Genomic DNA, 18,599 nt, shown 5'->3' with positions numbered 1-18,599 from the left:
GTTTAGTTAAGTTTAGTAGTAATCGTTATTTCTTCATTGTTGTGTGAATAGTTGAATTTACCGACTGTATGCAGCAGATCGAGAATCTGATCGAGTCCTTCTCCGTCGGAGAATCGTGCCGTGATCCGGTAGTTCTGCAATGCTTTGTCTGCTATGGAGATGTTTACACCAAACGTGTTGGACAACTGTCGGGCGATCTCCTGCAGGGGAAGGTTGGTGAAGACTAATTCGCCATTCCGCCAGGCTATCTCTTCGGCAGCGCGATCTGAAACTTCAAGGGTCATGCTCTTTTTCACCTTATTATATATAGCACTTTCGTTTGGCTTCAGAACCATGCGCACAGAATTGGCTTTATTGCTCACCACCACGGAACCTTCGAGTAGGGTGGTTTTCACTTCCGGATCGTCCGGATAGGACTCTACGTTGAAGTGAGTTCCCAGTACCTCTACATTGACCGACTCTGTCTGTACGATGAAAGGGTGTTCCCGATTCTTCGTCACTTCGAAATACGCTTCTCCTTTCAAGTCCACTTCCCTGTGTTTCCCCTTGAATTTCTCGGGATAGGTGAGAGAAGAGAAATGGTTCAGTGTCACTTCCGTTCCATCGGGTAACTTTATAGTCCGTGTGTCGGCCAGTGTAGAAACGGTTTGCAACGCGGCAGGTTTCAGATAGCAATAAGTGCTCCATCCGATGTAGCAGAACAAAGCGATGGCGGCTACTGCCGAGAAAATGCGTATAGAGAAAAGCCGGTGTGCCGGACGTGGCAATCGCTTCTCTAATATCTGATAGCTTGCCGCTGCCGAGAATCTTCCTCTGGGCGAGCGGGTGGAGGCTATGAGTTTCTCCAATAATCGGTTAAGTTCCTGGTCGGTATACTTCATTTTTTATTTCGTTATTTTTTCACCAGCCGGATAGACATTTGGGTCGTTTCCGACTTGCCGTTCTGAGGCCGGCAGACAAGCTGAATGTATTCATTCGTTCCCACTTTCTGGGGATAGACCAGAATAGTGGCTTTGGCCGATTTACTGCCTCCCTTGATGGTGACTTTATTATCTTTAATCTTAAAAAACTGTGCCGAAGGGCTTCCGGGCTTCGTCGGACGTGAGGGTGATTCGATGAAGACAATCCGGTCTTCTTTCGTTTTATCAACCGCAATGATCTTTACTTGGAATTCGGCTTCCGCAGTATTCTTTTGGTAAGAGAAGTCCTGCGCTTTCTTTTCGAATCCCAGATATTCCTTGGGATAGGAGTTGTTGCCGTTTTCGCATGCAGTGAAACACAGTGCCATCGTAAGCAATGCAAAGGTTGTAGGTCTTAATAACTTCTTCATAAGCTAAGTCTTTGTGTTTTGATTAAAATGAATTTCACTGATAAAGACAGAGCGTTCGAAGGATCTCCCTATCGGGGATGTGCAAATAAAAGTTAAACCTTGTCCATCGTTTCCGGTCGGTGGTTCATTGTTTATCGTTCATCGTCAATATCGCTTCTTTCAGTCGGATTGTTGCTTTCTGGAGTTGGGCGTCTACGGTCTTTGTGCTGATGCCCAATTCTTCGGCCACCTGTGCATAGCTTTGTTTTTCTTCGCGGATGCGGATGAACACTTCTCTGCAACGTTCAGGCAGGCGGTCGAGCGCCTTCACATAGATGGCGAATAGCTCTTCACTGATCATCGATTCCTCGGGCGAATCGCTTTGTGCTTCCGGTTCCGGCAATACTTCGGTGGATACGGTTGTGCGCCTGTTCTCTTTTTCCAGATAGTTGAGTGAGGCGTTTTTCACCAGTATGAAGCAATAGTCCTCAATGCTTTTGACTTGGGGCAACGAACTGCGTTGTTCCCAGAGTTTCAAGAATACATCAAGTACGATCTCCTGCGACCATTCTTCCCGCTTTACGTAATAGTAGGCAATGCGGTAAAGCCGGTCGTACGTCATATCGTAGAAGGATCGGAACGCCGTTTGCGAGTCCAGCTCCTTCATTCGTCTTAATAGTTTTCGAACCTCTGATTCGGTCATGACTTTATAATTTTAGTTGTCCACCCGGAGAAGATCGCTCATGATGCTGTCGGAAATAAAAATTCCTTCTCGGGTGAGGCGCAGAGCACCTTCGTGTATTTCTAATTTGCCGTTTTCTAAAGAAGGACGTGCCATCTTGAGGCAGTATTGTTCCAGTTCGGTTCCATAATCGTTGCGGAGGCGTTCGAGTGAAATTCCCCATTGAGTGCGGACGGAGGTAATGACAAATTCATTGTACCGGGTAGTTAAATCCCGTTCTTCCCGTTCAAAGTCCCGTTTGCCGCTTTCGATGCCTGCTATGTATTTCTCTATCGACGAACAGTTCCATTCGCGTGTTGCTCCGTCGAAAGAGTGTGCCGACGGACCACAACCGAGGTAACTGGCCCCTTGCCAGTACGAAGTGTTATGGCGTGAATACATTCCCGGCTTGCAAAAGTTGGATATTTCGTAGTGCTCATATCCTGCTTCCTGCAGCCGGTCTATCAATAAGGTGAAGAACCGGACACTGCTGTCTTCGTCCACTTCTTCAACCTGGTGTTTTTGCAACATTCTATAAATAGGAGTACCTTCTTCATAAATCAGGTGGTAGGCCGAAACATGCTCCACATTGAGGGCAATGGCCTGTTGCAGGTCCTTTTCCCAACGCTCTGCTGTCTCACCGGGAAGTCCGTAAATCAAGTCGATGCTGATGTTGCGGAACCCGTAGGTACGGCATAATTCTACTGCACGAATGGCTTGAGTGGCATTGTGGCGTCGCTTCAATAACGTAAGCGTGGCATCATCAAAAGTCTGGATACCCATACTGATGCGGTTGAATGGCAAGCGGGAGAGCATTTGCACATATTCCGGACAGAGGTCATCCGGATTGGCTTCAAGCGTTATTTCATGGCAATTTTCCATTCCGTATACACGCCGGACGGTGTCGAACACTTTCCGGAAGTCCTCTTCATCAAGTTGCGAAGGAGTACCTCCACCAAAGTAGAGCGTTTCTATGGGCTCTCCTTTCAGGTAAGTATATCTCATTTCCAGCTCCTTGCAGAGGGCTTCGATGTAGTGTCCTTTCCGTTCGCTTCGCGTGGTGGAGTAAAAATCGCAATAAATACAGCGTGTCTTACAGAAGGGGACATGTATGTATATGCCTGCCATGATAGTCTGAGTTATTTTTGCGTTTTAAATTGCAAAAGTAAGGTTTTCGTTTTAGTAAACAACTTTGCAGGGCATATATTCTTTCTTATTTAACGGGAGGAAAGTTCCTTTTTAACCATTTGACAATCTGATTATCCGATGATCTCAGAATGCTTTCGTTTCGTGCCGCTCTGAAGGTTGGAGAAAAAAACGCCTGCATTTGCCGGTAGGATTTTCCCACTGTGTCGCAGATCTGTGATATCTGTTCTCCAATAGATAGCTGTGCGGCGGAATCCTGCCCTTTTTCTTTTATTTTCCTCTTCCTCCGGTGATTCTGTTATATATGGTTTGACTGGCTTTACAGAACAACCGGAGGAGAAAGAGGCATCCATACGGCCTTTTTGTTATAACAATATATGTAATGTGGCAAAACATGAGGAGATTTTCGGAAAAGAAGTAAGCATTTCCGGAAAGTGCTTACTTCTTTGGGTCCGAATACTTACTTCTTTTTCCGGAAATACACCGTCTTTGTGCTGAAAAACCGCTGTCTTTTGCCTCAAATACTCCCGTTTTGCGCCGAAAACCCCGTTACTGAATCCTATTTCATTCAGTTTGGCAGAAGGCAGTGTAAGCAGATGTGAGGTGGATAATGCTTTTTAATAGATAATAAAGGAAAAGACTTTCATTCTGACAAACGGTTTATTCTCTTCCCGTTTGTATCAACATGTTACATAACATTGTTTAGTAACACTGTCAGTTTTATTGCTTTTCATTTGATTAATGCCTAATTTGCGCCTCAGTAAAAAAAGGGTATGCGAAAAACACATACTGAATCATTCATTTAAATCTTATATATCATGAAAAAGACCTTAAGAATTTGTTTAGGAGTGACTTTCTTTTTATTTGTTTCTGTTAATGTCTGTTTGTCTGCGTTGAAAAACAAAGATAAAAAAGCGAATATGAAGATGCTTACTTTAGAGTGTCTTGCAATGGGAGAAGGTACTGATACCGGAGAAGGAGGAGGAGGCAACTATTCATGTACAGTAACTGTAGAATGTGGATTTCCTCTATCTGGTTCAGTATCTTGTAGTGGTAAAAAATGTAGTAGAGGGCTTGATTGGTTAAATGGTGCCTATGTTGAATGTGATGGAAATAAGACTTATTGCTAAAGGGTAATGAATAGAATATTGATTCTTATTATCGCAATTTTATGTTTTTCTTCTTGTAACAACAAGGAGAAAAATCGTAACTTAATGTATTGTCAGTCGGAAATTAAGATAGAAGAATATCCTGATTCTAGTTTCTTCTCCAACATTACGTGTATGACTTATTATAAGAATAAGATATATGTTTTGGATAAAAAACGGGGAGACATTGTGGCGTTAAGTGATAACTTAAAAGAGATGGAATATGTTAGCAAACATGGTGAAGCCCCTTATGAAACAACATGGCCATTTACCTTTAATGTACTGAATGACACGGTATATGTTGTTGATTTTGGAACAAAGTCAATGAAAAAATTTCATGGAGGAGTTTTCTATGGTGATTTTTCACTTTCAAATGCAAATGAAAACAGATTTAGTCTCAATGATTCTTTAATCTTTTTATCTGCGAATACGGATTCGACAAGTTTTCTAATGATTGATAAATATCACCCAAACAAACAAATCCCAATGGGAAAGGTTGTACGAGAAAAAACTCCTTTTAAAACCATTATATCTAACAAGAAACATATTCTTTATGATCAAGGCAAAGGAATATTTTCGATTTCAAATTGCTACCCTTATATAGAGCAATATAATATTCATGGAGAATATATTAAAACATTTGATATCTCTTCAATTCCTATAATAAAAGAAGCAACAGAAATTGCTAAAAAGAATTCTAATAAAGAGAAATCTGTCTATATATACATACGTGATGCTTATCTTGCAAATGACCATATATATATACTGTGTTCATCACGGAGCTCATCAGGCGATTATCGTGTAAATACTATTTTGAAATTATCAATCAATGACGAAATGAAGCATATCTCTACCTACATTCTTCCACATGATATATATTCTTCTTTTTGTGTTTCAGACACATATCTATTTGCTTCACAAGAAGTGGCAGGAGTAACCATTGAAAAAATAAAAATAGGTGATGCGAAAAAATAAATTCTTTACCTTATTTATATTGCTTTGCATTATATGGGGATGTAGCAATAATCAAAAAAAAGAAAATGATGTTACTAAAACTCCCCAAAAGGATGTTTATAACTTAATAGGGAAAAGGGTAACCTCCATTGATTCTATTGTGTCAAATAAGACTTGTAGAGTTATTTTTCTATTTAACTATTATGATTGTGGGAGTTGTATAGATTTAGGATTCTCTATTACAAAAAAAATAGATTCTCTTTATAGAAATAATAAAGTAGCTATTATTTCAACTATGGGAAGCCCTTCATCTTTCCAGAAACGTAATAAATATTATGAGTATATATATCTTGACTCAAAAGATCTGATAAGAAAAGAATTGAAATATGTTCCAACACCTATAATGCTTTTATTGGATTCTTCAAACTGTATAAAAGACTATATATTCCCTAATACATCAGATGATAGAGAAGTTGTTCCATTTATAGAATCTGTTTTATAAGGAAGCATAAGCCAAGAGGTATATTATATTGGTGTTACCAAGTTCGATAATACGGAAAGTTGTTATCCTAATTCAACTTCGTTTAGAGAGTGCCAAGAGTTTGTGACACTGTGATATCTGCTTAATAAACAGATCCTGTATGTTACATAACATTGTTTAGTAACACTGTCAGTTTTATTGCTTTTCATTTGATTAATGCCTAATTTGCGCCTCAGTAAAAAAAGGGTATGCGAAAAACACATACTGAATCATTCATTTAAATCTTATATATCATGAAAGTATATCAGACTAACGAAATTAAGAACATTGCCCTTCTTGGCAATGACGGCTCAGGAAAAACCACTCTCACAGAAGCGTTGCTCTATGAGAGTGGTATTATAAAACGTCGCGGCAGGATTACTGCCAAGAATACCGTAAGCGATTACTTTCCGGTGGAACAGGAATATGGATATTCCGTCTTTTCAACTATTTTTCATGTGGAATGGAATGGAAAGAAACTGAACATCATAGACTGTCCGGGCAGCGATGACTTTGTAGGTGCTGCCATGACGGCACTCAACGTAACCGATACAGCTATTTTGCTGCTGAACGGACAATATGGACCGGAAGTGGGAACACAAAATCATTTCCGCTATACCGAAAAACTGGGTAAACCGGTAATCTTCCTGGTGAATCAACTTGATAACGAGAAGTGCGATTATGATATGGTGCTTGAACAACTGAAGTCCATTTACGGACCGAAAGTGGTTCCCGTCCAGTATCCTTTGGCTACAGGCCCGAATTTCAACTCACTGATCGACGTGCTGCTGATGAAGAAATACTCTTGGGGACCCGAAGGTGGAGCACCCACTATTGAAGAGATCCCGGCCGAAGAGATGGACAAGGCTATGGAAATGCACAAAGCCCTGGTAGAAGCCGCTGCTGAGAATGATGAAGGCTTGATGGAAAAATTCTTCGAACAGGATTCACTGACAGAAGACGAAATGCGTGAAGGTATCCGCAAAGGATTGGCTGCACGTGGCATGTTCCCCGTATTCTGTGTCTGTGCAGGCAAAGATATGGGTGTACGTCGTCTGATGGAGTTTCTGGGTAATGTAGTGCCCGGTGTATCCGAAATGCCGAAAGTGCATAATACCCGTGGTGAAGTGGTGGAACCCGATCCCGATGGGCCTACTTCACTCTATTTCTTCAAAACAGGTGTGGAGCCGCATATTGGCGACGTTCAATACTTCAAGGTGATGAGCGGAAAAGTGCACGAAGGAGATGACTTTACGAATGCCGACCGCGGTTCGAAAGAACGTGTGGCACAGATTTATGCTTGTGCCGGTGCCAACCGTATCAAAGTAGAAGAGATGGTGGCCGGTGATATCGGCTGTACGGTGAAGCTGAAAGATGTTCATACCGGAAACACGCTAAATGGTAAAGGTGCCGAAAACCGGTTTAATTTTATTAAATATCCGAATTCTAAATATTCACGCGCCATCAAACCGGTGAACGAAGCCGATACAGAGAAGATGATGGTTATCTTGAACCGTATGCGCGAGGAAGATCCGACTTGGGTCATCGAACAATCGAAAGAATTGAAACAGACCATCGTACATGGTCAGGGTGAATTCCACCTCCGTACTTTAAAGTGGCGTCTGGAGAATAATGAAAAACTTCAGGTGAAATTCGAGGAACCGAAGATTCCTTATCGTGAGACCATCACTAAGGCGGCCCGTGCCGACTATCGTCATAAAAAACAATCGGGTGGTGCCGGACAGTTTGGTGAAGTGCACTTGATTGTAGAACCATATTATGAAGGAATGCCGGTGCCCGATACGTATAAGTTCGGTGGACAGGAATTTAAGATTAATGTGAAAGGTACCGAAGAAGTTCCATTGGAATGGGGCGGAAAATTGGTATTTGTTAACAGTATTGTCGGTGGTTCTATCGATGCCCGCTTCCTGCCTGCTATCCTTAAAGGTATCATGTCCCGTATGGAGCAGGGACCTCTCACCGGTTCGTACGCCCGCGATGTACGTGTCATCGTATATGACGGAAAGATGCACCCGGTAGATTCTAATGAAATCTCGTTCATGCTGGCCGGACGCAATGCTTTCAGCGAAGCATTTAAGAATGCGGGACCGAAGATTCTCGAACCTATTTATGATGTAGAAGTCTTTGTGCCTTCCGATAAGATGGGTGATGTGATGGGAGATCTTCAGGGACGTCGTGCCATGATCATGGGCATGAGCAGCGAAAACGGTTATGAAAAGCTGGTCGCTAAAGTGCCTTTAAAAGAGATGTCTTCTTATTCGACAGCGCTCAGCTCGCTTACCGGAGGTCGTGCTTCGTTCATTATGAAATTTGCAAGTTACGAACTTGTTCCGAGTGATGTGCAGGATAAATTAATAAAAGACTTCGAATCCAAGCAAACAGAAGAATAATGTGGTTACAGCCTGCCGGACTGCGGGCTGCAAATGGCTGAACTGCTGAGTTATAAAGCTACGAGGAGTGTACAATGTATGTGCAACTGCTCGTAGCTTTATTCTTTTAAGGCATTCTGCTTGTGGTTGTAGCTGCCGTTACATGCCATTGACAGTTCGTCGGTCGCCTCTTGAAACCTGCTTACTCATTAACAATGATTAAAGAAAGTAGATTTTCTGAAGAGAAATCTTTAATTTTTTATTAAATTTGCAAACCAAAGGCATGTACGTTTTGTTATAGTGGTCAGAATACGACCTAAAAAACGTCTTTCGGTTAATTATAGAGAACATCCTGTTAAAACAGGTTAAGCTGTTAGGAGTGTTAATTAGGGAGTGTTAATTTTGTTGCTATGAAAAAGTCAACAATCTGGATATTAGGCATTATTATGGGTCTTTCCTTTCTGAGTTTGCTCTATTTACAAGTGAGCTACATCGAAGAAATGGTGAAGATGCGTAAAGAACAATTTAATACATCCGTGCGAAATGCTTTGTTTCAGGTTTCAAAGGATGTGGAGTATGATGAAACGCAACGTTGGCTGTTAGAAGACATTACTGAAGCGGAACGTAGAGCACTGGCTCAGTCTTCTTCTACTACCGAACAGAAAAATGGTTTGATTCAGCAATCGGAGCGTTATAGGTTCAAGTCACCGGACGGAACCCTGTATTCGGAGTTTGAACTAAAGATGATTACCACCGAGCCGTCGAAGGTGCCAAAAGCCATGATTTCGGAGAGACATGGCCGGAATACCATTCCGCAGACATCGCGAAGCTTGACCGACGCTATTAAAAATAGGTATATGTATCAGCGTTTCCTGCTCGACGATGTAGCCTTGCGGATGATTTACAAAGCAAGCGATAAGTCGATTGGCGAACGGGTGAACTTTAAGAAGCTGGATAATTATCTGAAGTCTAACTTTATTAATAATGGTATAGAGCTGCTATATCATTTTTCGGTAATCGATAAAGATGGACGTGAGGTATATCGCTGTTCGGATTACGAAGAGGGAGGAAGTGAGGATTCTTATACCCAACCTCTGTTCCAAAATGATCCGCCTGCGAAGATGAGTATTGTGAAGGTGCACTTTCCGGGAAAGAAAGATTATATCTTCGACTCGGTTAGTTTTATGATCCCTTCGATGATATTCACTTTCGTACTGTTGATTACATTCATCTTCACTATCTACATCGTCTTCCGCCAGAAGAAGCTGACAGAAATGAAGAATGACTTTATCAACAATATGACACACGAGTTCAAGACACCGATATCTACCATCTCGCTTGCCGCGCAGATGCTGAAAGATCCCGCAGTCGGGAAATCACCGCAGATGTTCCAGCATATATCGGGAGTCATTAATGATGAAACGAAGCGGTTGAGATTCCAGGTGGAGAAAGTTCTTCAGATGTCTATGTTCGACAGACAGAAAGCAACACTGAAGATGAAAGAACTCGATGCCAATGAGTTGATTACCGGGGTTATCAATACGTTCGCTCTGAAGGTGGAACGCTATAATGGTAAGATTACATCGAACCTTGAGGCTACCAATCCTGTTATATTTGCGGACGAAATGCATATCACCAATGTGATATTCAACCTGATGGATAACGCGGTGAAATACAAGAAGCCCGAAGAAGACCTGGTGCTCGACGTGAGAACTTGGAACGAACCCGGTAAACTGATGATTTCGATACAGGACAACGGTATTGGTATTAAAAAAGAAAACCTGAAGAAGGTGTTTGATAAGTTCTATCGCGTGCATACAGGTAATCTGCACGATGTAAAAGGTTTCGGTCTGGGACTGGCTTATGTGAAAAAGATTATTCAGGATCATAAGGGAACCATCCGGGCGGAGAGTGAACTGAATGTAGGAACTAAATTTATTATTGCATTACCTTTATTAAAAAATGATTGATATGGACGAGAAACTGCGTATTTTATTATGCGAGGATGATGAAAATCTTGGCATGCTTTTAAGAGAATATTTACAGGCGAAAGGTTACTCTGCTGAGTTGTATCCTGATGGAGAAGCCGGATTTAAGGCTTTCCTGAAGAATAAATATGACTTGTGCGTGTTCGACGTGATGATGCCTAAGAAAGATGGTTTCACGCTGGCACAGGAGGTTCGTGCGGCCAACGCTGAAATTCCGATTATCTTCCTGACTGCAAAGACACTCAAGGAGGATATTCTGGAAGGATTTAAGATTGGTGCGGATGATTACATCACCAAACCTTTCAGTATGGAAGAACTTACTTTCAGAATTGAAGCGATCCTGAGACGTGTTCGTGGAAAGAAGAACAAAGAAAGCAATATCTATAAGATCGGTAAGTTTACGTTTGATACACAAAAGCAGATTCTGGCTATCGGTGACAAACAAACTAAGCTGACTACCAAGGAATCGGAATTGCTGGGATTGTTGTGTGCACATGCCAACGAGATTTTGCAGCGTGACTTTGCTTTGAAGACTATCTGGATTGATGATAACTATTTCAATGCCCGTAGTATGGACGTATATATCACCAAACTGCGTAAGCACCTGAAAGATGATGATTCGATTGAGATTATCAACATCCACGGAAAAGGTTACAAGTTGATTACCCCCGAACCGGAATCATAATGGAGAGGGGGATATACAGAAATAAAAAAGCCGGAAAACATTCGTTTTCCGGCTTTTTTATTTCTGTTGAAAATATTAATCCGCAATTCTTTTATTGATCGCAATGTAAGAAATGAGTCCGAGTACCACCAATACTATCGAGCCTCCCAGGATAGCGTTGTTGTTCACGTCTCCGGTCAGAGAACAAACAATCAGAATGATTATTCCGACTAAGATTAATATCAATCCTAAATTCTTTAATAAGCCTTTCATGTGTGTGTATTTTAATAGATTATTATATTCCAGTCACAAATTAACGCATAATTCTTTAACGAGCGAAATTATTTTCGCAAAAAAACCATTAATTAGCCATAAATAGTTGATTTGGTTGCTTTCACTTCTCCGTATTGATTAATCTTTGGTATTGAAAAATATCTTTCTCAATACTTCCTGGCTTACGCTTAATTCTTCGACTGTGATGCCGTGCAACGCCTCTTTCAGTGTCCGGTTGGCTATAACACGGGCTTTTTCTTCCAGTTCTTTTCCTGTTTTGGTCAGGTGGATCAGATTGGTACGACGGTCCTTTTTGTCGGAGATACGGACAACCAGATGCTGGCGTTCCATATTGTCGATTAAGCGGGTCATACTCGGTTTATCTTTAAAAGTTGCATTGCACAACTCTTGTTGGGTCACTCCGTCTTTTTCCCAGAGAAAAATAAGAACCGTCCATTGTTCCGGGCTGATCTCCAGACCGTTCTGTCTGAAGTTACGGTATAGCTTACGGTTGATGGCGGCAGAAACTTTGCCATTCAGGATAGCAAAGATTAGTCTGATATCAAAATTAAATTGTTCGATCATGAAATTATTGTTTAAGCAACTTTGCAAAGATAAATGTCTTCTTCGACAAATCCTATCCCGTGGCATAAAAAAAGATTAAATGTTTGCAGTTCAAAATAAAATGCCTACCTTTGCACCGCATTTTTAAAATCAAATAATTTATTTATTTAATTAAAACGAGTATGAATCAATACGAAACCGTTTTCATTTTAACTCCCGTTTTGTCTGATGTTCAGATGAAGGAAGCGGTAGAAAAATTCAAAGGCATTCTTCAGGCTGAAGGTGCTGAGATTATCAATGAAGAAAACTGGGGACTTAAGAAACTGGCTTATCCAATCCAGAAGAAGTCTACAGGATTCTATCAGCTGATTGAGTTCAATGCAGAACCTACTGTTATTGACAAGTTGGAATTAAATTTCCGTCGTGATGAACGCGTAATCCGTTTCCTGACTTTCAGAATGGATAAATACGCTGCAGAATATGCTGCAAAGAGAAGAAGTGTTAAATCAAACAAAAAGGAGGATTAATCATGGCACAACAAGTTCAATCAGAAATCAGATATTTAACTCCGCCTTCAGTAGACGTTAAGAAGAAAAAATACTGCCGTTTCAAAAAGAGTGGTATTAGGTATATCGACTACAAAGATCCTGAATTCTTGAAGAAATTCTTGAATGAGCAGGGTAAGATCCTTCCGCGCCGTATCACCGGTACTTCTTTGAAGTTCCAGCGTCGTATTGCGCAGGCTGTGAAGAGAGCACGTCACCTGGCGTTACTTCCATTTGTAACTGACATGATGAAATAAGGAGGAAAAGTATGGAAATTATATTGAAAGAAGACGTAGTAAACTTGGGTTATAAGAATGACATCGTAACTGTTAAGTCTGGTTATGGTCGTAATTACTTGATCCCCACCGGAAAAGCTGTTATTGCTTCTCCTTCTGCAAAGAAAATGTTGGCTGAAGAACTGAAACAGCGTGCTCACAAACTTGAGAAAATCAAGAAAGATGCTGAAGCACTGGCTGCTAAGTTGGAAGGTGTATCTTTGACTATCGCTACAAAGGTTAGCTCAACCGGTACTATCTTCGGTTCTGTTGGTAACATCCAGATCGCTGAGGAATTGGCTAAGTTGGGTCACGAAATCGACAGAAAGATCATCGTTGTAAAAGACGCTGTAAAAGAAGTTGGTTCTTATAAAGCTATCGTTAAACTGCACAAAGAAGTTTCTGTAGAAATTCCTTTTGAAGTAGTAGCTGAATAAGCCTATCATATGACATTGAGAAGGGACATTCCAAAACGGGATGTCCTTTTTTTTGAGAGATTATTGGGAGAGTGTCTTTGTTTATAAATAAAGAGATACCCGGCAGAGGTGCCCAGTGTTGAAGAAGGGGAGATGTGGAGGAAACGACTTCCGTAATGGAAAGGTACGGATATAAAAAAAGTCTGTACGTGCTTTTGCACGGCAGACTTTCAATTCTCTCTAATGTTGTTCGAGATTATTCAGCTACAACTGCTTCAGTTGCAGTAGAGTCAGTTGCTGTAGTATCAGCTACCTGAGCTGCTGCTTCAGCTGCAGCTGCTTCAACTGCTGCGATAGAGTCAGCGATACGGATAGAATCTGCAGTTGCTTTTTCAGCGTCAGCTGCTTTGTTACCACAAGATGCGAATGATACTGCTGCGATAGCTACGAACATCAAAACTAATTTTTTCATTTTCTTTGCTTTTTAAATCTGTAATACAATCAATTGCTTATTAAAACGATGCAAAGGTATGTACTTTTTGCATATGTTGTACTCCTAAACCCAACTTTTTTTTATTTTTTTTTTAGAAGAATGTTTCATTATGTTTTTTTGTATGTTTTAAAACATATCTAATCTTCTGCTATACTGTTATATAGATAGCGTTTGATACTTCTTTTCGGAGTCTTCTCAAACTCAGTGGGGTAGAGTTGAATCTGGCTTACTTTTTCGTAGGCTGCCACGCTATTATTCAAATTCTTCAGGTTTTCGTCCATAATCGTTTTCAGGTTATCTTCGTGGTTGAGTCCTAAAGAATCCAGCGCTTCATAATCGGCATATACCAAGGCAACCAGTTTCTTGTTTCGTTCTATGATAAGACTTTCGAGAATGAAAGGCAGATTATTAAGTTTAGCCTCAATTTCTTCGGGGAAGATGTTCTGTCCGCTCGAACTGAGTATCATCGTCTTCAGGCGGCCACGGATGAAAATATTACCTTCATCGTCCATAGTGCCTAAGTCCCCGGTGCGCAACCAACCGTCTTTAGTGAAAACTTCGCGGGTGGCTTCCGGATTTTTATAATATCCCGTCATTACGTTTTCTCCACGCACTTGTATTTCTCCGGTACCGGCTTCCGGATTCTCCTTATAAATACGGGCTTCCATGATATCGAGTATTTTACCTGATGAGGAAGGGACGAATTTATCCCAGGGAGCATAACTGATGAGCGGCCCACATTCCGTCATGCCGTAGCCAATGGTGAAAGGGAACTTGATTTTATGGAAAAACTCTTCTACTTCCGGGTTCATAGCGGCTCCGCCGATAATAATTTCCTTGAAACGTCCTCCAAGGGCATCGATCAGCTTCTTGCGAATCTGTCCGTATATCTGGCTGTCGAGAAGGGGGATGCTCAACGCCCATTTCATGCCTTTCTTGCTGATGATGGGTTGGATTACATTTTTATAGATCTTCTCGATGACAAGCGGTACTGTGATAATCAGGTTGGGTTTGACCTCTTCGAAAGCTTTCATTATGATTTTGGGGGAGGGAACTTTGCCAAGCAGGGTTACGTGCGTGCCAACTGCCGTAGCTGTCAGAAAGTCGAAAGCACATCCGTAAGCATGGGCAAGTGGGAGGAAAGAGAGCACTTTATCACCTTTTTTTAGCAATTCCGTTCGGATACCGAAAGTCACATTACCGGCCAGGTTGTTGCCGGTCAGCATTACCCCTTTACTGAATCCGGTAGTGCCGGAGGTATAATTCAGTAACATAACCTTGTCGTTGGACAAGGTGGTGTAAAGGACATCTTCTTTTTGGAATCCTTTCGGGTAAGTTTCTTCCATGCACTGATTGATGTGTTTCAGGAATTTCTGAACCGTTTCGCCGTCGCGTTGGTGCAGGCAACGGAAGTCTGTCAGTGAAAAGACGGCACGGATGCCGGTCAGTCGTTCTTCTTCCAAAGTTTCCCAGATGGTGTCGCTGGTGAAAAGGAAGACAGATTCAGAATGATTTACGATATGGTGTACATCATTCGGATTGAAGTCTTGCAAGATAGGTACTACGATGGCCCCGTAGGTAATGGTCGCCATGTAGGCGATGCACCAACGGGCATTATTTTTTCCGATGACTGAGATTTTATCTCCCCGGCGCAAACTACAGTGCTTGAAAAGCAAATGAAGTTTGGCTATTTCTTCGGCTACTTCACCGTAAGTATAACTTTCCGGTTCACCATAATTGGTGTAGCAGGGCAAATCCCAGTTTTCACGGAAACTATTTTCGTAGAGTTTTATAAAGTTTTCTTTTATCATTGCACGTTTTTTGAAGATTTGTGCAAAAGTAGGTATAAACTTTCAGAATAGAAAACCTCTAACTCCTTTTAACTCCTTCTGCATCTTTACTCCTAATAATAATGTGTAACTTTGTACCGAATATGCGTTTTTACAGATTATGATAGATACCACTGTATTTCAAGATAAGACAGCCGTTTACTATACTTTAGGCTGCAAGCTGAATTTCTCAGAGACTTCGACGATTGGTAAAATCCTGCGTGAGGCAGGTGTGCGTACGGCCCGGAAAGGTGAAAAGGCTGACCTTTGCATTGTCAATACCTGTTCGGTGACCGAGATGGCGGACAAGAAGTGCCGTCAGGCTATTCACCGCCTGGTGAAACAACATCCCGGTGCGTTTGTGGTGGTGACAGGTTGCTATGCCCAGCTGAAACCCGGTGATGTGGCAAAGATAGAGGGAGTGGACGTTGTGCTTGGTGCGGAACAAAAGAAAGACCTGCTTCAATACCTGGGCGACTTGCATAAACACGAAGGAGGAGAGGCTTATACAACCGCAACGAAAGATATCCGTTCCTTTGCCCCGTCTTGTTCAAGAGGTGACCGTACCCGCTTTTTCCTGAAAGTACAGGATGGGTGCGATTACTTTTGTTCTTACTGTACCATTCCTTTTGCCCGTGGACGGAGTCGCAACGGGACTGTCGCATCTTTGGTGGAGCAGGCACGGCAGGCTGCTGCCGAAGGTGGGAAAGAGATTGTGCTGACGGGAGTCAATATCGGAGATTTCGGAAAGTCCACCGGTGAGACTTTCTTCGATTTGGTGAAAGCACTCGATCAGGTAGAAGGCATTGAGCGTTATCGCATTTCTTCCATTGAACCCAATCTGCTGACGGACGAGATTATAGAATATGTGTCCACCTCCCGTAGCTTCATGCCTCATTTCCATATCCCTTTGCAGTCCGGTTGCGATGAAGTGCTCCAGTTGATGCGCCGTCGGTATGGAACGGAACTTTTTGCTTCGAAGATTGCAAAGATAAAAGAGGTGATGCCTGATGCGTTTATCGGCGTGGACGTAATTGTGGGTACACGTGGCGAAACCGACGAGTATTTTGAGAAAGCCTATGAATTTATTTCCGGACTGGATATCACGCAATTGCATGTGTTCAGTTATTCGGAACGTCCCGGTACCCAGGCACTGAAGATAGACCATGTGGTGACTCCTGAGGCGAAGCATCAGCGAAGCCAGCGTTTGCTTGCGTTGTCGGATGGGAAAACGAAGGACTTCTATGCCCGTCATATCGGCCAGACTATGCCTGTCCTGATGGAGAAGCCTAAGGCAGGAGCGCCTATGCACGGCTTTACGGCAAACTACATTCGTGTAGAGGTGGAAAGTGACCCGGCATTGGATAATCAAGTAGTAAATGTTCTCTTGGGAGATTTTAACGAAGATGGCACTGCACTGAAAGGAACTATAACACAATAAACATGAAATCGAAACTTCTTTATTTGTTAACCTATGTGGGGATGTGGCTTTTGGCTATTCTTCCGTTTCCGGTGTTGTATGCCCTGTCCGATTTTATTTACTTCTGGTTGTACCACGTGATCGGTTACCGGAGAAAGGTGGTGGGTACCAATCTGAAGAACTCTTTTCCGGAGAAGTCGGCAGCAGAATTGAAGGCCATTGAACGTAAGTTCTATCATTACCTTTGCGACTATATGCTCGAAGATGTGAAAATGTTGCGCATGTCCGAGAAAGAGCTTTGCAAACGTATGACTTACGAAAACAAGGAAGCTTATCTCCGGATGATTGACGAACGGGGCGGGATTGTCCTGCTGATCCCCCACTATGCTAATTTTGAATGGATTACGGGGATGGGAATGATTATGCGTCCCGGCGATGTACCTGTACAGGTATACAAACCTTTGAAAGATGTTTATCTGGATGGTCTTTTCAAGTACATCCGCAGCCGCTTCGGAGGGTACAATGTGCCGAAGCACTCCACCGCCCGCGAAGTGATCAGGCTGAGACGTGATGGCAAGAAGATGGCTATCGGACTGATTACCGACCAATCGCCCAATACGAACGAGGCGCACCATTGGACTACTTTTTTGAATCAGGACACGGTGTTCATGGATGGTGCCGAGCGCATTGCCAAGATGATGGACTTTCCGGTTTTCTATTGTGAGTTGCGCAAGGAGCGGAGAGGGTATTGCCGCGTAGAGTTCGATCTGGTCACCGATCGTCCGAAAGAAACCGCCGATGGTGAGATTACCGAAATCTTTGCCCGCAGATTGGAGCAGACCATCCGGAAGGAACCTGCTTACTGGCTTTGGTCACATAAGCGCTGGAAGCTGAAACGCCCCGAAAAGAAAGATGAATAAGATATCTGTCGTTATATTGAACTGGAACGGTTGCGAAATGCTCCGTTCGTTTCTTCCCTCCGTACTCCGGCATTCCGAGGCGGAAGGTGTGGAAGTTTGTGTGGCTGATAATGGTTCTACAGATCAGTCGGTAGAGATGCTGCGGCACGAGTTCCCTTCGGTTCGCCAGATTCTGCTGGATGAAAATCATGGTTTTGCCGACGGTTATAACTTTGCCCTCCAACAGGTGGAAGCCGAATATGTAGTTCTGCTGAATTCTGATGTAGAAGTAACAGAGCACTGGCTGCAACCGATGGCTGATTATTTGGATACCCATCCGGAGGTTGCTGCCTGCCAGCCTAAGATACTCAGTTGGCGACAAAAGGACCTGTTTGAATATGCCGGCGCTTCCGGCGGATTCATTGACCGTTATGGTTATCCGTTTTGCCGGGGACGGGTGATGGGAGTGGTCGAGGCGGATAAAGGACAATATGATACAGTATTCCCCGTGTTCTGGGCTACCGGTGCCGCCCTGTTCATTCGTTTGGCAGATTATCGTGAGGCAGGCGGGCTTGACGGGCGTTTCTTTGCCCATATGGAAGAGATAGACCTTTGCTGGAGGCTTCGTGCCCGTGGACGGGGGATCGTTTGCATTCCTCAAAGTATGGTGTATCATGTAGGAGGGGCCACATTGAAAAAAGAGAATCCGCATAAAACCTTCCTCAACTTTCGTAATAATCTTGTCATGCTCTATAAGAACCTTCCGGATGAAGAGCTGCCCGGAGTGATGCGGGTACGTTGCTGGCTCGATTACATTGCGGCAGCTACGTTTGTTCTTAAAGGACAGCTGCCCAACGCAAAGGCCGTTCTCCATGCCCGTCGTGAATTTAAACAATTGCGCGATAGCTTCCGGGATGCAAGAATGGAGAATCTCAGAAAAACTTCCTCACACTTTATTCCCGAACGGATAAAAAGTAGTATCTTAGTGCAGTTCTATGTGAAAGGGCGGAAGTTCTTTTCGCAATTACCAGATTTTAAAGGATAA

The 18,599-nt window shown here is 42.7% G+C and carries 20 protein-coding genes; 12 read left to right on the top strand and 8 right to left on the bottom strand.

Annotation, left to right across the window (positions count from 1 at the left end):
- Nucleotides 1-2: 2 nt before the first annotated feature.
- From G7Y45_RS00140 to hemW, 4 genes are all read right to left on the bottom strand, one after another.
- Nucleotides 3-881 (bottom strand): FecR family protein, encoded by an 879-nt coding sequence (locus G7Y45_RS00140; RefSeq protein WP_005821859.1) that lies wholly within the window; start codon nucleotides 879-881, stop codon nucleotides 3-5.
- Nucleotides 882-892: 11 nt separating this feature from the next.
- Complete coding sequence (locus G7Y45_RS00135; RefSeq protein ID WP_032532018.1) at nucleotides 893-1,330, bottom strand: hypothetical protein; 438 nt, start codon at nucleotides 1,328-1,330, stop codon at nucleotides 893-895.
- Nucleotides 1,331-1,454: 124 nt separating this feature from the next.
- Entirely contained in the window at nucleotides 1,455-2,012 is a 558-nt protein-coding gene (locus G7Y45_RS00130) for an RNA polymerase sigma-70 factor (RefSeq protein ID WP_005781468.1), read from the bottom strand.
- 12 nt (nucleotides 2,013-2,024) lie between these two features.
- Nucleotides 2,025-3,158, bottom strand: a complete 1,134-nt coding sequence (gene hemW / locus G7Y45_RS00125) for a radical SAM family heme chaperone HemW (protein WP_165016215.1) — start codon at nucleotides 3,156-3,158, stop codon at nucleotides 2,025-2,027.
- 836 nt (nucleotides 3,159-3,994) lie between these two features.
- Here hemW and G7Y45_RS00120 point away from each other — a divergent pair.
- The 6 genes from G7Y45_RS00120 (at nucleotide 3,995) to G7Y45_RS00095 (ending at nucleotide 10,861) form a co-directional block, all read left to right on the top strand.
- Nucleotides 3,995-4,306 carry a hypothetical protein gene (locus G7Y45_RS00120; RefSeq protein ID WP_005808483.1) on the top strand — a complete coding sequence of 104 codons (312 nt, stop codon included), beginning with the start codon at nucleotides 3,995-3,997 and terminating at the stop codon, nucleotides 4,304-4,306.
- Nucleotides 4,307-4,312: 6 nt separating this feature from the next.
- On the top strand, nucleotides 4,313-5,299 hold the full coding sequence (locus G7Y45_RS00115; RefSeq protein ID WP_005781464.1) for a hypothetical protein: 987 nt from the start codon (nucleotides 4,313-4,315) through the stop codon (nucleotides 5,297-5,299).
- Nucleotides 5,286-5,780 (top strand): hypothetical protein, encoded by a 495-nt coding sequence (locus tag G7Y45_RS00110; protein ID WP_005781462.1) that lies wholly within the window; start codon nucleotides 5,286-5,288, stop codon nucleotides 5,778-5,780. The genes G7Y45_RS00115 and G7Y45_RS00110 overlap by 14 nt, the downstream gene beginning before the upstream one ends.
- 272 nt (nucleotides 5,781-6,052) lie before the next feature.
- On the top strand, nucleotides 6,053-8,209 hold the full coding sequence (locus G7Y45_RS00105; protein ID WP_032532016.1) for a translation factor GTPase family protein: 2,157 nt from the start codon (nucleotides 6,053-6,055) through the stop codon (nucleotides 8,207-8,209).
- Nucleotides 8,210-8,598: 389 nt separating this feature from the next.
- Nucleotides 8,599-10,158 carry a sensor histidine kinase KdpD gene (locus G7Y45_RS00100; protein WP_005781458.1) on the top strand — a complete coding sequence of 520 codons (1,560 nt, stop codon included), beginning with the start codon at nucleotides 8,599-8,601 and terminating at the stop codon, nucleotides 10,156-10,158.
- Between the two features lies 1 nt (nucleotide 10,159).
- Nucleotides 10,160-10,861 (top strand): response regulator transcription factor, encoded by a 702-nt coding sequence (locus G7Y45_RS00095; protein ID WP_005781457.1) that lies wholly within the window; start codon nucleotides 10,160-10,162, stop codon nucleotides 10,859-10,861.
- 75 nt (nucleotides 10,862-10,936) lie between these two features.
- On the opposite strand, the gene G7Y45_RS00090 is transcribed toward G7Y45_RS00095, so the two are convergent.
- Together G7Y45_RS00090 and G7Y45_RS00085 are read right to left on the bottom strand one after the other, a co-directional pair.
- Nucleotides 10,937-11,113 (bottom strand): hypothetical protein, encoded by a 177-nt coding sequence (locus G7Y45_RS00090; protein WP_005781456.1) that lies wholly within the window; start codon nucleotides 11,111-11,113, stop codon nucleotides 10,937-10,939.
- Nucleotides 11,114-11,251: 138 nt separating this feature from the next.
- Entirely contained in the window at nucleotides 11,252-11,698 is a 447-nt protein-coding gene (locus G7Y45_RS00085) for a MarR family winged helix-turn-helix transcriptional regulator (protein WP_005781455.1), read from the bottom strand.
- A gap of 161 nt (nucleotides 11,699-11,859) precedes the next feature.
- On the opposite strand from G7Y45_RS00085, the gene rpsF reads away from it, so the two are divergent.
- Genes rpsF through rplI form a run of 3 tightly spaced genes read left to right on the top strand, consistent with a single transcriptional unit; the run spans nucleotide 11,860 to nucleotide 12,934 of the window.
- On the top strand, nucleotides 11,860-12,204 hold the full coding sequence (gene rpsF / locus G7Y45_RS00080; protein ID WP_005781453.1) for a 30S ribosomal protein S6: 345 nt from the start codon (nucleotides 11,860-11,862) through the stop codon (nucleotides 12,202-12,204).
- Nucleotides 12,205-12,206: 2 nt separating this feature from the next.
- The gene (gene rpsR / locus G7Y45_RS00075) at nucleotides 12,207-12,479 is read left to right on the top strand and encodes a 30S ribosomal protein S18 (RefSeq protein WP_005781450.1); all 273 of its coding nucleotides are present in this window, start codon (nucleotides 12,207-12,209) and stop codon (nucleotides 12,477-12,479) included.
- 11 nt (nucleotides 12,480-12,490) lie between these two features.
- Nucleotides 12,491-12,934 carry a 50S ribosomal protein L9 gene (rplI, locus tag G7Y45_RS00070; RefSeq protein ID WP_005781448.1) on the top strand — a complete coding sequence of 148 codons (444 nt, stop codon included), beginning with the start codon at nucleotides 12,491-12,493 and terminating at the stop codon, nucleotides 12,932-12,934.
- A 235-nt stretch (nucleotides 12,935-13,169) separates the two neighbouring features.
- Here rplI and G7Y45_RS00065 read toward each other — a convergent pair whose 3' ends face one another.
- Both G7Y45_RS00065 and G7Y45_RS00060 read right to left on the bottom strand, forming a co-directional pair.
- Complete coding sequence (locus G7Y45_RS00065; RefSeq protein ID WP_005808476.1) at nucleotides 13,170-13,385, bottom strand: hypothetical protein; 216 nt, start codon at nucleotides 13,383-13,385, stop codon at nucleotides 13,170-13,172.
- A gap of 158 nt (nucleotides 13,386-13,543) precedes the next feature.
- Entirely contained in the window at nucleotides 13,544-15,217 is a 1,674-nt protein-coding gene (locus G7Y45_RS00060; RefSeq protein WP_044299480.1) for a long-chain fatty acid--CoA ligase, read from the bottom strand.
- Nucleotides 15,218-15,356: 139 nt separating this feature from the next.
- Between G7Y45_RS00060 and mtaB the strand changes: the two genes are divergently transcribed.
- The 3 genes from mtaB to G7Y45_RS00045 are packed head-to-tail and all read left to right on the top strand — an operon-like array spanning nucleotide 15,357 to nucleotide 18,599.
- Entirely contained in the window at nucleotides 15,357-16,676 is a 1,320-nt protein-coding gene (gene mtaB, locus G7Y45_RS00055) for a tRNA (N(6)-L-threonylcarbamoyladenosine(37)-C(2))-methylthiotransferase MtaB (RefSeq protein ID WP_005808470.1), read from the top strand.
- Nucleotides 16,677-16,678: 2 nt separating this feature from the next.
- Nucleotides 16,679-17,575: a lysophospholipid acyltransferase family protein gene (locus G7Y45_RS00050; protein WP_032537576.1), complete on the top strand. Its 897-nt coding sequence runs from the start codon at nucleotides 16,679-16,681 to the stop codon at nucleotides 17,573-17,575.
- The gene (locus tag G7Y45_RS00045) at nucleotides 17,568-18,599 is read left to right on the top strand and encodes a glycosyltransferase family 2 protein (RefSeq protein ID WP_044299478.1); all 1,032 of its coding nucleotides are present in this window, start codon (nucleotides 17,568-17,570) and stop codon (nucleotides 18,597-18,599) included. The genes G7Y45_RS00050 and G7Y45_RS00045 overlap by 8 nt, the downstream gene beginning before the upstream one ends.

Origin of the sequence: Bacteroides sp. ZJ-18 (assembly GCF_011038705.2) — a bacterium.
Taxonomy (GTDB): Bacteria; Bacteroidota; Bacteroidia; order Bacteroidales; family Bacteroidaceae; genus Bacteroides; species Bacteroides hominis.
Note: the sequence above shows the minus strand (reverse complement) of the source record. Positions and strands in the feature narration are given on the sequence as shown.